The sequence below is a fragment of the Ectobacillus sp. JY-23 genome, assembly GCF_023022965.1.
Classification (GTDB): Bacteria; Bacillota; Bacilli; order Bacillales; family Bacillaceae_G; genus Ectobacillus.
Genome location: NZ_CP095462.1, coordinates 1,128,835 through 1,143,263, shown reverse-complemented (window position 1 = coordinate 1,143,263; position 14,429 = coordinate 1,128,835). Strand labels below are relative to the sequence as shown.

The 14,429-nt window shown below is 40.5% G+C and carries 14 protein-coding genes; all 14 read left to right on the top strand.

What is annotated here, in order from left to right; all coding sequences use genetic code 11:
* Window positions 1-30 precede the first annotated feature (30 nt).
* The 14 genes from trmFO (at window position 31) to MUG87_RS05835 (ending at window position 14,377) form a co-directional block, all read left to right on the top strand.
* The gene (gene trmFO, locus MUG87_RS05900; protein WP_290429019.1) at window positions 31-1,326 is read left to right on the top strand and encodes an FADH(2)-oxidizing methylenetetrahydrofolate--tRNA-(uracil(54)-C(5))-methyltransferase TrmFO; all 1,296 of its coding nucleotides are present in this window, start codon (window positions 31-33) and stop codon (window positions 1,324-1,326) included.
* A gap of 195 nt (window positions 1,327-1,521) precedes the next feature.
* Complete coding sequence (gene xerC, locus MUG87_RS05895; protein WP_247086435.1) at window positions 1,522-2,412, top strand: tyrosine recombinase XerC; 891 nt, start codon at window positions 1,522-1,524, stop codon at window positions 2,410-2,412.
* Between the two features lie 61 nt (window positions 2,413-2,473).
* Window positions 2,474-3,016, top strand: coding sequence for an ATP-dependent protease subunit HslV (hslV, locus tag MUG87_RS05890; RefSeq protein WP_247086433.1), 543 nt, complete (start codon window positions 2,474-2,476; stop codon window positions 3,014-3,016).
* 15 nt (window positions 3,017-3,031) lie between these two features.
* Window positions 3,032-4,423, top strand: coding sequence for an ATP-dependent protease ATPase subunit HslU (gene hslU, locus MUG87_RS05885; RefSeq protein WP_247086431.1), 1,392 nt, complete (start codon window positions 3,032-3,034; stop codon window positions 4,421-4,423).
* 75 nt (window positions 4,424-4,498) lie between these two features.
* Window positions 4,499-5,278 carry a GTP-sensing pleiotropic transcriptional regulator CodY gene (codY, locus tag MUG87_RS05880; protein WP_247086429.1) on the top strand — a complete coding sequence of 260 codons (780 nt, stop codon included), beginning with the start codon at window positions 4,499-4,501 and terminating at the stop codon, window positions 5,276-5,278.
* A gap of 265 nt (window positions 5,279-5,543) precedes the next feature.
* Window positions 5,544-6,245 carry a 30S ribosomal protein S2 gene (gene rpsB, locus MUG87_RS05875; protein WP_124563660.1) on the top strand — a complete coding sequence of 234 codons (702 nt, stop codon included), beginning with the start codon at window positions 5,544-5,546 and terminating at the stop codon, window positions 6,243-6,245.
* Window positions 6,246-6,340: 95 nt separating this feature from the next.
* Window positions 6,341-7,228: a translation elongation factor Ts gene (gene tsf, locus MUG87_RS05870; protein WP_247086427.1), complete on the top strand. Its 888-nt coding sequence runs from the start codon at window positions 6,341-6,343 to the stop codon at window positions 7,226-7,228.
* 60 nt (window positions 7,229-7,288) lie between these two features.
* Window positions 7,289-8,008 (top strand): UMP kinase, encoded by a 720-nt coding sequence (gene pyrH / locus MUG87_RS05865; RefSeq protein WP_124563662.1) that lies wholly within the window; start codon window positions 7,289-7,291, stop codon window positions 8,006-8,008.
* Window positions 8,009-8,010: 2 nt separating this feature from the next.
* Window positions 8,011-8,568 (top strand): ribosome recycling factor, encoded by a 558-nt coding sequence (gene frr / locus MUG87_RS05860; protein ID WP_247086425.1) that lies wholly within the window; start codon window positions 8,011-8,013, stop codon window positions 8,566-8,568.
* 82 nt (window positions 8,569-8,650) lie between these two features.
* Window positions 8,651-9,418: an undecaprenyl pyrophosphate synthase gene (locus MUG87_RS05855; RefSeq protein ID WP_247086423.1), complete on the top strand. Its 768-nt coding sequence runs from the start codon at window positions 8,651-8,653 to the stop codon at window positions 9,416-9,418.
* Between the two features lie 18 nt (window positions 9,419-9,436).
* Window positions 9,437-10,222, top strand: a complete 786-nt coding sequence (locus MUG87_RS05850) for a phosphatidate cytidylyltransferase (protein ID WP_247086421.1) — start codon at window positions 9,437-9,439, stop codon at window positions 10,220-10,222.
* 13 nt (window positions 10,223-10,235) lie between these two features.
* Complete coding sequence (dxr, locus tag MUG87_RS05845) at window positions 10,236-11,372, top strand: 1-deoxy-D-xylulose-5-phosphate reductoisomerase (protein ID WP_247086419.1); 1,137 nt, start codon at window positions 10,236-10,238, stop codon at window positions 11,370-11,372.
* Between the two features lie 17 nt (window positions 11,373-11,389).
* A complete protein-coding gene (rseP, locus tag MUG87_RS05840) occupies window positions 11,390-12,646 on the top strand; it encodes an RIP metalloprotease RseP (protein ID WP_247086417.1) in 1,257 nt (418 codons plus the stop codon).
* A 30-nt stretch (window positions 12,647-12,676) separates the two neighbouring features.
* Entirely contained in the window at window positions 12,677-14,377 is a 1,701-nt protein-coding gene (locus MUG87_RS05835; protein WP_247086415.1) for a proline--tRNA ligase, read from the top strand.
* Window positions 14,378-14,429 lie beyond the last annotated feature (52 nt).

Sequence of the window (14,429 nt, the reverse complement as noted above, 5' to 3'; positions counted from 1 at the left end):
ACGGAAATGTTGAAGGAAAAGGTGATTAAAATGGAAGTTAATGTAATTGGTGCTGGTTTGGCTGGTAGTGAAGCAGCCTATCAAATTGCCAAACGTGGTGTAAAAGTGAAACTATACGAAATGCGTCCGGTAAAACAAACACCTGCGCATCATACCGATAAATTTGCAGAATTGGTTTGCAGTAATTCTTTGCGTGCCAATAGTTTAACGAATGCAGTTGGTGTTATCAAAGAAGAAATGCGCAGACTTGATTCTGTTATCATTCGAGCGGCAGACGAATGCTCTGTGCCTGCCGGCGGTGCATTGGCAGTGGACCGTCATGAATTTGCTGCAAAGGTAACAGAATATGTGAAAAATCATCCCAATATTACTGTAATTCATGAAGAGTTGACAGAGATTCCTGCCGGTCCGACAGTGATTGCTACCGGGCCCCTTACATCTAAAGCCCTATCAGATCAACTGCAGGCGCTTACGGGCGAAGAGTATTTTTATTTTTACGATGCTGCTGCTCCAATCATCGAAAAAGACAGTATTGATATGGATAAAGTATACTTAAAATCAAGGTACGATAAAGGTGAAGCAGCTTATCTTAACTGTCCAATGACAGAGGAGGAGTTTGATCGCTTTTACGAAGCATTAATTAGTGCTGAAGTTGTACCGTTAAAGGAATTTGAAAAAGAAATTTTCTTTGAAGGATGTATGCCGGTTGAAGTTATGGCAAAGCGAGGCAAGCAAACTCTTTTGTTTGGACCGATGAAACCTGTCGGCCTTGAAGATCCGAAAACAGGAAAAGTACCGCACGCAGTTGTACAGTTAAGACAAGATGATGCGGCTGGTACACTATACAATATTGTGGGTTTCCAAACACATTTAAAGTGGGGACCGCAAAAGGAAGTATTGCAACTTATTCCGGGTTTGGAAAATGCCGAAATTGTTCGTTATGGTGTGATGCATCGCAATACATTTATCAATTCACCAAAACTGCTTCGTCCAACATATCAGTATAAAGGCCGTGATGATTTATTCTTTGCGGGTCAAATGACAGGAGTAGAAGGGTATGTAGAATCTGCTGCTTCCGGCTTGCTGGCTGGTATTAATGCTGCAAGGCTCGTAAAAGGAGAAGAGTTGGTGATATTGCCTCCTGTTACAGCAATGGGGAGTATGGCTCATTATATTACATCAACAAATGCGAAAACGTTCCAGCCAATGAATGCGAATTTTGGTTTGTTTGCACCACTTGAAACAAAAGTGAAGCGAAAAGCAGAGCGCTATGAAGCGTATGCTGGACGCGCTCTAGAAACAATTCAAAATTTTGTAAATATTTAGTTAAGTTTCTTGCAAGGGCTACTGGATTGTGCTACAATTTAGTAGCCTTTCTTGCGGAAAAAGAAAAGTATGACGTTGGAAGTATTTATTTTACTGCTTCACTACAAGTCATTGTGCGTCGATACCTTCATGGAAAGTGGAAAATTCTTACTACGGAAAGAGCGTTTGTCCTTTTCTTATCCGGAGGTGATACACGTGAGTCAAGAACAGCTGTTGCAAACCTTTTTTGAATATTTGCAGATTGAACGAAACTATTCCAGGCATACAATTATTAACTATAGTGAAGATATTAAAGATTTTTTATTATTCATGACAACGGAAGCAATTCCATCGTTGTTAACCGTTACATATCAAGATGTGAGACTGTATTTAACGTTTTTGCACGAGAGAAAGATGTCAAGAAGATCAGTAGCTAGGAAGCTTTCCTGTTTGCGCAGCTTATATCGTTTCTTCATGAGAGAAGGATATTGTGGGCAAAATCCATTCGCCCTTGCGTCTGCCCCAAAGAAAGAGCAGGCAATACCCAAGTTTTTATATGAACAGGAATTGCACCATCTTTTTCAAGTTGCGGATGTAAGTAAACCTCTAGGTCAACGCAATCAAGCGTTGCTAGAGCTCTTGTATGCGACTGGGATACGTGTAAGTGAATGCTGTGGTTTAACACTGGGTGACTTAGATTTTGATATGGAAACGATTCTTGTTACGGGAAAGGGTAATAAACAACGTTACGTACCTTTCGGGACATATGCGCGGGAGAGTTTGCAGCTGTATATTTCTCAAGGAAGGGAAGTATTGAAAAAACATAGCACTGATAAGTTGTTTCTGAACGCTAAAGGTGGTCCTTTAACAGATAGAGGTGTTCGGCATGTACTGAGTGAGATGATAAAAAAAACCTCTTTGACAGTACGTATGAGTCCGCATGTGTTGCGCCATACATTTGCCACACATATGCTCAATGAAGGAGCGGACTTGCGGACGGTCCAAGAGTTGCTCGGACATACAGACTTAGCGGCGACACAAATTTATACACATGTTTCAAAGGAGCGACTTCGTTCTGTATATATGCAACATCATCCAAGAGCGTAAATATAAACGGCGATGTGCTCATATAGTAATATGAGTAAATAAAGTGCAAAGGAGTTTGGAAATGGGAACTTTTCATGCAACTACTATTTTTGCTGTGCAACATAACGGTCGCTGTGCAATGGCCGGTGACGGGCAAGTAACGATGGGAAATGCCGTTGTCATGAAGCACACTGCGCGTAAGGTGCGCAGACTGTTTGGTGGAAAGGTATTGGCGGGATTTGCCGGCTCGGTCGCGGATGCTTTTACGCTGTTTGAAATGTTTGAAAGCAAACTTGAGGAGTACAATGGAAACTTGCAACGTGCAGCTGTTGAAATGGCTAAAAAGTGGCGTGGTGATAAAATGCTTCGCCAGCTTGAAGCGCTTTTAATTGTCATGAACGAACAAACGATGCTTCTTGTGTCAGGTACAGGGGAAGTGATTGAACCTGATGATGGAATTTTAGCAATCGGATCTGGCGGTAATTATGCGCTTTCTGCAGGGAGGGCTCTTAAGCAGTATGCGGGAGAACATTTAACGGCTGCTGACATTGCAAAAGCCAGTCTTGATATTGCTGCTGATATTTGTGTGTATACAAATTCAAATATTATCGTTGAGGAACTGTAAAGGAGGCGTATTCATATGCATTTGCATTTTACCCCGCGTCAAATTGTAGAGAAACTCAATCAATATATCATTGGTCAAGAAAATGCTAAGAAAGCAGTCGCTGTGGCCTTGCGTAATCGATATCGCAGAAGCTTGCTTGATGAAGGAATTCGCGATGAAATTGCGCCTAAAAATATTTTGATGATCGGTCCTACAGGTGTTGGTAAAACAGAAGTGGCTCGTCGCTTGGCGAAATTAATGGGTGCGCCTTTTATTAAAGTTGAAGCAACTAAATTCACTGAGGTAGGATATGTAGGGCGCGATGTCGAATCGATGATTCGAGATTTAGCTGAGACATCAGTCCGCATTATTAAAGAAGAAAAAGTAGCAAGTGTACAGGACAAGGCAAAGGAGCAAGCAAATCAACGTATTTTGGAGATTTTGGTTCCGGGTCCGCAAAAGCAGAATACTTTTAAGAACCCGCTAGAGATGTTATTTGGTGGTCAAAATACGGGTAGCCAGACAGAACCACAGCAAGAGGAAACTACCTTGCTTCAAAAGCGTAAAGAGATGGAAAGAAAGTTAGCGGGAGGGCTTCTTGAAGATACTATCATTACTGTAGAAGTAGAGGAACAACAAAGCTCAATGTTTGATATGCTGCAGGGTACAGGTATGGAACAGATGGGTATGAATTTTCAAGATGCACTGGGTAGCTTTATGCCAAAGCGTACGAAAAAGAGAAAACTTTCCGTAAAAGAAGCGAGAAAAGTATTGACAAATGAAGAAGCACAGCGCTTAATTGATATGGACGAAGTTACACAAGAAGCTGTTTACCGTACAGAACAGCTTGGCATTATCTTTATAGACGAAATTGACAAAATAGCTGGTAAGCAATCCGGTGGTGTTGATGTTTCGCGTGAAGGCGTTCAGCGAGATATTCTTCCAATTGTGGAGGGGTCTACCGTCTCAACAAAGTATGGCCCAATTAAAACAGATCATATCTTATTTATTGCAGCCGGCGCTTTTCATATTTCAAAACCTTCGGATTTGATTCCGGAGTTACAAGGAAGATTTCCAATTCGCGTTGAGTTGACGAAACTTTCTACGGAAGATTTTGTGAAGATCTTAACTGAGCCCGACAATGCTTTGTTAAAGCAATATAAGGCATTATTGGCAACGGAAGGTATAGAAATTGAATTTTCTGACGAAGCTATTCGTAAAATAGCTGAGATTGCCTATCAAGTAAACCAGGATACGGACAATATCGGGGCAAGAAGATTGCACACTATTATGGAAAAGCTTTTGGAAGATTTATCGTTTGAAGCTTCAGAAATTACGATGGAACATATTAAAATTACTCCCCAATACGTAGAAGAGAAGTTGGCGACGATAGCAAGAAACAAAGATGTAAGTCAATTTATTTTGTAACGCATGGTCAAGTTAGTTCGTCCCGGTTTCCAAACACAAGAAAATATCTCGAAATTTTAGGAGGAAAAAGGTATCATGGCTTTATTAGAGAGAACAAGAAAGATTAATGCATTGCTACAACAGGCGGCAGGAAAACCTGTTAATTTCCGTGAAATGGCGGACACTTTATGCGAAGCAATTGAGGCAAATGTTTTTATTGTAAGTCGTCGCGGAAAATTACTTGGTTACCAAGTTCATGAACAAATTGAAAATGATCGTATGAAGAAAATGTTTGCGGAGCGTCAATTCCCAGAAGAATATACAAAAAGCTTATTTAACATCACTGAGACGTCTGCAAACCTTGATGTGGAGAGTCAATACACTGCATTTCCTGTGGAAAACAAGGAATTGTTCAAAACAGGTCTAACAACAATTGTTCCAATTGTCGGCGGTGGTGAAAGACTAGGTACACTAGTCCTTTCGCGTTTGCATGACTCATTTTCAAATGATGATTTAATCTTAGGAGAATATGGCGCAACGGTAGTAGGAATGGAAATTCTGCGTGAAAAAGCAGAAGAAATTGAGGAAGAAGCCCGCAGTAAAGCGGTTGTGCAAATGGCTATCAGCTCTTTGTCCTACAGTGAGCTAGAAGCAATTGAACATATTTTTGACGAATTAAATGGTACTGAAGGGTTGCTTGTTGCAAGTAAAATTGCCGATCGTGTGGGTATCACTCGTTCTGTAATTGTAAACGCGTTACGTAAATTAGAAAGTGCGGGCGTAATTGAGTCTCGTTCTTTAGGTATGAAGGGCACATATATTAAAGTATTAAATGACAAGTTTTTACTAGAACTTGCAAAACTAAAAGCTAACTAATATGAAACCTCTCCGCTACAGGAGAGGTTTTTGGTTTGATGACGCCAAAAAAGGCTATACTGATAGTGAACTGTAACTTAAAAGATAGGTTATTGTAGAATTAACAGATTTTCGACTTGATTGTCGTACCGTGTTATGCTATAGTATTCAATGGTGTGAATACACAACACACGTTCACAGATTTAAGCACTGGTGCTGCGTTTGCGGTTGTGTTTAGAGGTGAAGTGGACGGAGGATAAAAAAACCATTTCAGGAGGAACAAATCATGTCAGTAATTTCTATGAAGCAATTGCTTGAAGCTGGTGTACATTTCGGTCACCAAACTCGTCGTTGGAACCCAAAAATGAAGCGTTATATCTTCACAGAGCGTAACGGCATCTACATCATCGACCTTCAAAAAACAGTTAAAAAGGTTGAAGAAGCTTATAACGTAATGAAAGAATACGCTGCAAACGGTGGTACAATTCTTTTCGTAGGTACAAAAAAACAAGCACAAGATGCTATTAAAGAAGAAGCAATTCGTGCAGGTATGTTCTACGTTAACCAACGTTGGTTGGGTGGTACGTTAACAAACTTCCAAACAATTCAAAAGCGTATTAAGCGTTTGAAAGACATTGAGAGAATGCAAGAAGATGGCACTTTCGATGTGCTTCCTAAAAAAGAAGTTGTTCAGCTTAAAAAAGAATTAGAGCGTCTTGAGAAATTCTTGGGCGGCATCAAGGACATGAAACAAATTCCTGATGCGATCTTCATCGTTGACCCTCGTAAAGAGCGTATTGCAGTTGCAGAAGCTCGTAAATTGAACATCCCTCTAATCGGTATTGTTGATACAAACTGTGATCCGGATGAAATTGATCATGTAATTCCTGCAAACGATGATGCAATTCGCGCTGTAAAACTTCTTACATCTAAAATGGCAGACGCAATCCTTGAAGTGAAACAAGGGGAAGAAACTGTTACTGCGTAAGAAAGCTGAAAGGTGATAAGAGGTAATGCCTTTTATCACCTTTTTTACACGATAACACATACTTTTATATACATAAAATTAGGAGGCTGAAAACTATGGCAGTTACTGCACAAATGGTAAAAGAACTTCGCGAAAAAACAGGCGCGGGTATGATGGATTGTAAAAAAGCGTTGACTGAAACAAACGGAGATATGGAAAAAGCAATTGATTTTCTTCGTGAAAAAGGTATTGCAAAAGCTGCGAAAAAAGCTGATCGTATCGCTGCTGAAGGTTTAACGTATGTTGAAGTAAATGGAAATGAAGCTGTTATCCTTGAGGTTAACTCTGAAACAGATTTCGTTGCGAAAAACGAAGGTTTCCAAACGTTAACAAAAGAACTTGCTTCACATTTGCTAGCTAAAAAACCAGCTACTGTAGAAGAAGCTCTTACACAAACAATGGATAACGGTACAGTAGTAGAAGAGCACATCAACACAGCAATTGCTAAAATTGGTGAAAAGCTAACACTTCGTCGTTTTGAAGTTGTGACAAAAGGTGACAACGATGCATTTGGTGCTTACCTTCATATGGGTGGTCGTATCGGCGTATTGACGCTTCTTGAAGGAACAACTGATGAAGCAGCTGCAAAAGATATTGCTATGCATATCGCGGCTGTAAATCCTAAATATATCGATCGTAGCGCAGTAACAGAGGAAGAAATTGCTCGTGAGCGTGAAGTATTAACACAACAAGCTCTTAACGAAGGTAAACCTGAAAATATCGTTGCGAAAATGGTAGAAGGTCGTCTTGGCAAATTCTTTGAAGATATTTGCTTACTTGATCAATCTTTCATCAAAGACCCAGATATGAAAGTGCGTAAATTTGCTGAGTCTAAGGGCGCAACTGTAAAATCTTTCGTACGCTATGCTGTAGGAGAAGGTATTGAAAAGCGTCAAGACAACTTCGCTGAAGAAGTAATGAACCAAGTAAAAGGTAACAACTAATACAAACGAGGGGACACATGGTGTTCCCTTTTTTAAAATAAAGATGTACGGAGGTTCGTTATGCAAGCGAAATACAATCGTGTCGTGCTCAAATTGAGCGGGGAAGCATTGGCTGGAGAGCACGGCTTTGGAATCAACCCGGCTGTGATTAAGTCTGTAGCACAGCAAGTAAAAGAAGTAGCAGAACTAGGAGTAGAAGTTGCTGTAGTAGTAGGCGGCGGCAATATCTGGCGTGGAAAAACAGGAAGCGAAATGGGCATGGATCGTGCAAATGCGGATTACATGGGGATGCTCGCTACGGTTATGAACTCTTTAGCTCTTCAAGATAGCTTGGAGAATTTAGGTATTCAAACGCGCGTGCAAACGTCTATTGAAATGAGACAAGTAGCAGAACCTTATATTCGCCGCAAAGCAATTCGTCACTTAGAGAAAAAACGTGTTGTAATTTTTGCAGCAGGCACAGGTAATCCTTATTTCTCTACAGATACAACAGCGGCATTGCGTGCTGCGGAAATTGAAGCAGATGTTATCTTAATGGCAAAAAATAATGTTGATGGCGTATATACTGCAGATCCATCTCTAGATGATACTGCTACAAAGTACGATACGTTAACATACTTAGACGTATTAAAAGAAGGATTAGGTGTAATGGATTCTACAGCTTCTTCTTTATGTATGGATAATGATATTCCGTTAATTGTGTTTTCTATTATGGAAGAAGGCAACATTAAACGAGCGGTTCTTGGTGAAAATATTGGCACAATTGTGAGGGGGAAATAATAATGGCACAGCAAGTACTAACGAATGCAAAAGATAAAATGGACAAAGCAATTTCAGCATTCTCAAGAGAACTTGGTACAGTTCGTGCAGGTCGTGCAAGCGCATCTGTTTTAGAAAAGATTACAGTTGACTATTATGGTGCACCAACACCAGTTATTCAGTTGGCAAACATTACGGTACCAGAAGCGCGTTTGTTGGTAATTCAGCCATACGATAAGTCTTCTATCAGTGACATTGAAAAAGCAATTCTAAAATCAGACCTTGGCATTAACCCAACAAACGATGGAACTGTCATTCGTATTGCATTCCCTGCGCTAACAGAAGAGCGTCGTCGTGAATTGGTAAAGGTTGTTAAAAAGTATTCTGAAGATGCAAAAGTTGCGGTCCGCAACGTACGTCGTGATGCAAACGATGAATTAAAGAAACTTGAGAAAAACGGTGAGATTACAGAAGATGAATTGCGTGGACATACAGACACCATTCAAAAAGAAACAGATAAGCACATCGTAAAAATTGACGAAATCTCAAAAACAAAAGAAAAAGAAATTATGGAAGTATAACTCATACTTTTGGCATGACCCTCTGCGTAAGGGGGTCTTTTTACACTTTTAAGGAATACCTGAGCTCGTGGAGGGTTTCAATATGTTAAAGAAGTTTTTCTTTCGAGAGCGAAATCAATCGTTTGAAGAGATGGTGAAGGAAGCTAAGAAAGGGTATGTTCCTGAGCATATCGCTATTATTATGGATGGTAATGGTCGCTGGGCAAAGCGTAAAGCAATGCCGCGTATTGCGGGGCATCATGAAGGAATGAAGGTTGTTCGTAAAATAACAAAATTCGCTAATGAAATGGGTGTAAAGGTGCTTACACTGTATGCGTTTTCTACAGAAAATTGGAAACGTCCTAAACAAGAAGTAGATTTCCTCATGAAGTTACCTCAGGAGTTTTTAGGTACCTTTTTACCGGAACTTGTAGAAGAAAATGTGCAGGTGCGATTAATTGGCCATGAACAAGGTCTCCCTACACATACCCGTGCTGCCATTAAAAAAGCGATGGATGATACAAAGGATAATACCGGTTTAATTTTAAATTTTGCGTTAAACTATGGTAGTCGTGATGAAATGGTTTATGCCATCCGAAATTTGGTTACAGCTAGTAAGGAGGAAAACTTACATCCACAAGAGATTACCGAAGAATTGGTTTCCTCTTACTTAATGACAAAGAATTTGCCAGATCCAGATTTACTTATCCGAACAAGTGGTGAGATTCGCATCAGCAATTTTATGCTTTGGCAAATCGCGTATACAGAGCTTTGGTTTACGGATGTATTCTGGCCTGATTTTACGGAGGAGCATTTGCTTGAAGCAATTTTGAACTTCCAAAAAAGAGGACGCAGGTTCGGAGGGGTATAAGAAAGCGAGGTATCGTTTATGAAGGAGCGAATTATTACAGCGCTCATCGCAATTGCTGTGTTTGTACCAGTTGTATGGTACGGGGGGCTCTTGTTCACCATTGCTATTTATGCACTGGCATCAATCGGTTTATTTGAGCTTATTAGAATGAAAGGACTGTCGTTTGTTTCTCTTCCTACTATGTTAACAGGATTGTTACTATGGCTCATTTTAATTCCAAGCCATGTCGACTTGTTTGGCAGTCTTGAAATCACCAAGGTTGAGATTACATTTATCATTGTGCTATTGTTACTATCATATACAGTCCTATCTAAGAATACATTTACTTTTGATGATGCTTCCTTCTTGTTAACGGCTACTATTTATGTGGCGATGGGCTTTTACTATATGAATGAAACGCGCAGCAGTGGCCTTGAGTATATTTTTTATGCGTTTTTTATCATTTGGGCAACGGATACAGGAGCGTATTTTATAGGTAAAGCAATAGGAAAACGAAAATTGTGGCCAGAGATTAGTCCCAATAAAACGGTAGAAGGGTCAGTAGGCGGTATCCTTTGTGCAGTAGTAATTGCACTTATATATAATGCCTTTGTGCCGATTAGCGATCATATTTTCTTTTTAATCGCTGTTACTGTGGCAGTGTCTGCCTTTGGACAAATTGGCGATCTTGTTGAATCAGCATTTAAGCGCCATTATGGTGTTAAGGATTCCGGTAAAATCTTGCCGGGGCACGGTGGTATTTTAGATCGATTTGACAGCTTGCTGTTTGTATTGCCGCTGCTACACTTTTTGCATTTCATTTGAGGAGCTGTTTGTAATGAAGAAAATCAGTTTATTGGGGGCGAGCGGCTCCATCGGAACGCAAACGATTGATGTTATTCGAGAACATAAGGATGTATTTCAGCTTACAGCCTTTTCTGTCGGGCGTAACGTGGATTTTGCTCAGCAGCTGCTAGCTGAGTTTTCACCAGAACTTGTATCTGTACAAAATAAAGCAGATGCAGAACGGTTGCGTTCCATTGCTGGCAACACTAAAGTTGTTTATGGTGAAGATGGCTTAGTCGAAGTTGCTTTGTACGATGCTGATATACTTGTTAACGCAGTAATGGGTAGTATCGGACTAGTACCAACACTACGTGCTATTGAAACCAAAAAAACAATTGCAATTGCGAATAAAGAAACACTTGTAACCGCAGGACATCTCGTTACAGCTGCCGCACGCCAAGCAAATGTACCCCTCATTCCGGTAGATAGTGAGCATTCTGCTATTTTTCAATGCTTAAACGGTGAAAATTACAATTGCATTGAAAAGCTTATTTTAACAGCATCAGGCGGTAGCTTCCGTGACAAAACGCGTGATGATTTACAGCATGTGACAGTAGAAGATGCACTTAAGCATCCTAATTGGTCCATGGGAGCGAAAATTACCATTGATTCGGCTACTATGATGAATAAAGGTCTTGAGGTAATTGAAGCGCATTGGCTGTTTGATGTAGCTTATGAAAATATTGAGGTGTTATTACATAAGGAAAGTATCATTCATTCCATGGTAGAATTCTCAGATCGAAGCGTGATTGCACAGCTTGGTACACCGGATATGCGAGTACCTATCCAATATGCACTGACTTATCCAAACCGTTTACCACTTTCGGGCCAATCCTTACGATTGTGGGAAGTTGGCGCACTGCATTTTGAGCAGATGAACCTGGAAAGATTTCGTTGCTTGGATTTTGCTTTTCAAGCAGGTAAAACAGGCGGTAGCTTACCTACCGTAATGAATGCTGCGAATGAGGCAGCCGTTGCAGCGTTTTTGGACAAGAAAATCAGTTTTTTACAGATTGAAGATTTAATTGAAGAAGCCATGCAACGACATGTCGTTGTACACAATCCGTCCTTAGAAGAAATTTGTATGATTGATGAAGAGACCAGAAGGTTTGTGTTGGAACAAATTTAGAAAAGGTGGTTATGGAAGTGAATACAGCGATTGCCTTTATCGTAGTTTTTGGTGTACTTGTTTTCTTTCATGAACTCGGTCATTTATATTTTGCAAAGCGTGCAGGCATTCTGTGTCGTGAATTTGCAATCGGTTTTGGGCCTAAGATTTTTTCTTTTATGAAAAACGAGACAGTCTATACCATTCGTCTGTTACCTCTTGGTGGTTATGTACGTATGGCAGGAGAAGATCCTGAGACAATCGAGTTAAAACCTGGGACGAAAGTAGCACTGTTATTGAACAGGGGCGGTGCTGTAGAAAAAATTGTGCTAGATAACATGGAGCGATATCCAAATGCACGCATATTGGAAGTTGAGCATGCAGATCTTGAACACAAACTAACAGTTACTGGCTATGAAGAGTATGAAGATTCACCACAAACCTTTGTGGTAGATGAAAAAGCACGTTATGTGGCTGGGGGAGAAGAAATTCAAATTGCGCCGTACCACCGTCAATTTACATCTAAATCCTTAGGGCAACGTGCACTTACAATCTTTGCTGGGCCTGCCATGAATTTTATTTTAGCGTTTATTTTGTTCATGATTATTGGGCTTGTACAAGGAATCCCTGTAGATAGACCGGAAATTGGAAAATTAGTAGAGAATGGGGTTGCCGATAAAGCGGGTCTACAAGAAGGTGATGAAATCCGTGCAATTAATAAAGTAGAGATGCAATCTTGGAAAGATGTAACAACTCTAATTCGGAAAAACCCTGGCAATGAATTAACAATGGATATCACACGTGATACTGAAAATCTTACTGTAAAGTTGGTACCTGCTGCAGAGCAGGAGGGGAATGAAGATATAGGGCGAATTGGTGTATATCCTCCGGTAGAAAAATCATTGTTGGGTTCTGTTAAGCTAGGCTTTGAACAAACAATTCGCATGACACAGCTCGTGTTTGTTTCTTTAGTACAGCTGATAACAGGACAATTCTCTATTGATGCATTGTCAGGTCCCGTCGGCATTTACAATTTAACAGGTGAGGTTGCCAAATCAGGGCTTGTCAATTTATTAGGTCTGACTGCTGCATTAAGCGTCAATCTTGGCTTGTTTAACTTGCTCCCAATTCCGGCACTTGATGGAGGAAGATTAATGTTTTTCCTTGTAGAAGCATTGCGAGGAAAACCATTAGACAGACAAAAAGAAGGAATGGTCCATTTTGTTGGATTTGCGCTTCTTATGCTTTTGATGTTGGTTGTTACATGGAACGATATTAAAAAATTCTTTTTATAAGTTGAACTTGGATAAAGAGGTGCGAATACAATGAGACAAAGTATGATCTTCAGCCCGACACTTCGCGAAGTGCCGGCTGACGCCGAGGTGAAAAGCCACCAGTTGTTATTGCGAGCAGGATTTATGCGTCAAAACGCATCTGGTATTTATAGCTTCTTGCCTCTTGGTTTAAAGGTATTGCATAATGTGGAAAAAATTATTCGTGAAGAGATGGAACGCGCTGGAGCATTGGAGCTTTTAATGCCTGCCCTTCAGCCTGCAGAATTATGGCAAGAATCCGGCCGTTGGTATTCTTATGGACCAGAACTGATGCGTATGAAGGACAGACATGAGCGCGATTTCGCGCTTGGTGCCACACACGAAGAGGTAATTACCGCACTTGTGCGTGATGAGGTTAAATCCTATAAGCGTTTGCCGGTGACTTTATATCAAATTCAAACAAAGTTCCGTGATGAAAAAAGACCTCGTTTTGGTTTGCTACGCGGGCGCGAATTTTTAATGAAAGATGCGTATTCCTTCCATGCATCGCAGGAAAGTTTAGATGAAGTGTATGATCGCCTCTTCCAAGCATATACAAATATATTTAGTCGTTGCGGCTTGAATTTCCGCGCTGTTATTGCAGATTCCGGTGCAATGGGCGGAAAAGATACGCATGAGTTTATGGTGCTATCTGATATTGGTGAAGATACAATTGCGTACTCTGATACATCTTCTTACGCTGCGAATATTGAAATGGCACCAGTGGTCGCTACATATGAAAAAAGTACAGAAGCTGTACAGGCTGCCAAAAAAGTAGAAACGCCAAATCAAAAATCAATTGCTGATGTATCAAAGTTTTTGCAGCTTGACCCAACCAAATGCTTTAAATCTATGATTTTTAAAGTAGATGATAAGTTCGTTATGGTTCTTGTGCGTGGAGATCATGAAGTAAATGATATTAAAGTAAAGAACTTATACGGCGCTTCTGTGGTTGAACTTGCAAGTGCGGAGGAAGTACAGAAGCTTATGAACTGTACGGTGGGCTCACTTGGACCAATCGGAGCGCCAGAAGACTTAGAAATCATTGCAGACCATGCAGTTGGTGCCATTGTCAATGGATGTTGTGGCGCAAATGAAGAAGGATATCATTACATTAATATTAATGTTGACATTGATTACACGGTTGCGCAGTTTGCAGATCTTCGCTTCATCCAAGAAGGGGACCTATCTCCAGACGGACAAGGTGTTATTCAGTTTGCCCAAGGTATTGAGGTAGGTCATGTATTCAAGCTTGGTAAACGTTATAGTGAAGCAATGGGTGCGACGTATCTTGACGAAAATGGTAAAACGCAATCTATGATTATGGGATGCTACGGCATTGGTGTGTCGCGTACGGTCGCAGCGATTGCTGAACAATATAATGATGAGCATGGTTTAAAATGGCCTGCAGCGGTTGCGCCATTTACTGTACATGTCATTCCTGTTAATGTAAAAGTCGATGTACAACGTGAAAAAGCAGAGAAGATTTACGAAGCTTTGATAGCAGAAGGTTATGATGTACTATTGGATGATCGTCAAGAGCGTGCGGGCGTAAAGTTTGCCGATGCTGATTTATTTGGTTTCCCAATTCGTATTACAGTAGGTAAAAAAGCAGAGGAAGGCATTGTAGAGGTAAAGGTTCGCCAAACGAATGAGTCACAAGAGATGGCAATCGAAGAACTTTCCAGCTACATCAAAAGTATTATAAAATAGACAAGTAAGGTACACTTCTGTACCTTACTTTACTTTTTGTAGAGAGGAGGAG

Bases quoted from the DNA above. Each gene is read 5' to 3' on its own strand.
- frr (WP_247086425.1), top strand. From the start codon at position 8,011: ATGGCACAGCAAGTACTAACGAATGCAAAAGATAAAATGGACAAAGCA.
- trmFO (WP_290429019.1), top strand. From the start codon at position 31: ATGGAAGTTAATGTAATTGGTGCTGGTTTGGCTGGTAGTGAAGCAGCC.
- MUG87_RS05850 (WP_247086421.1), top strand. From the start codon at position 9,437: ATGAAGGAGCGAATTATTACAGCGCTCATCGCAATTGCTGTGTTTGTA.
- codY (WP_247086429.1), top strand. From the start codon at position 4,499: ATGGCTTTATTAGAGAGAACAAGAAAGATTAATGCATTGCTACAACAG.
- pyrH (WP_124563662.1), top strand. From the start codon at position 7,289: ATGCAAGCGAAATACAATCGTGTCGTGCTCAAATTGAGCGGGGAAGCA.
- hslU (WP_247086431.1), top strand. From the start codon at position 3,032: ATGCATTTGCATTTTACCCCGCGTCAAATTGTAGAGAAACTCAATCAA.
- MUG87_RS05855 (WP_247086423.1), top strand. From the start codon at position 8,651: ATGTTAAAGAAGTTTTTCTTTCGAGAGCGAAATCAATCGTTTGAAGAG.
- hslV (WP_247086433.1), top strand. From the start codon at position 2,474: ATGGGAACTTTTCATGCAACTACTATTTTTGCTGTGCAACATAACGGT.
- rpsB (WP_124563660.1), top strand. From the start codon at position 5,544: ATGTCAGTAATTTCTATGAAGCAATTGCTTGAAGCTGGTGTACATTTC.
- MUG87_RS05835 (WP_247086415.1), top strand. From the start codon at position 12,677: ATGAGACAAAGTATGATCTTCAGCCCGACACTTCGCGAAGTGCCGGCT.
- dxr (WP_247086419.1), top strand. From the start codon at position 10,236: ATGAAGAAAATCAGTTTATTGGGGGCGAGCGGCTCCATCGGAACGCAA.
- tsf (WP_247086427.1), top strand. From the start codon at position 6,341: ATGGCAGTTACTGCACAAATGGTAAAAGAACTTCGCGAAAAAACAGGC.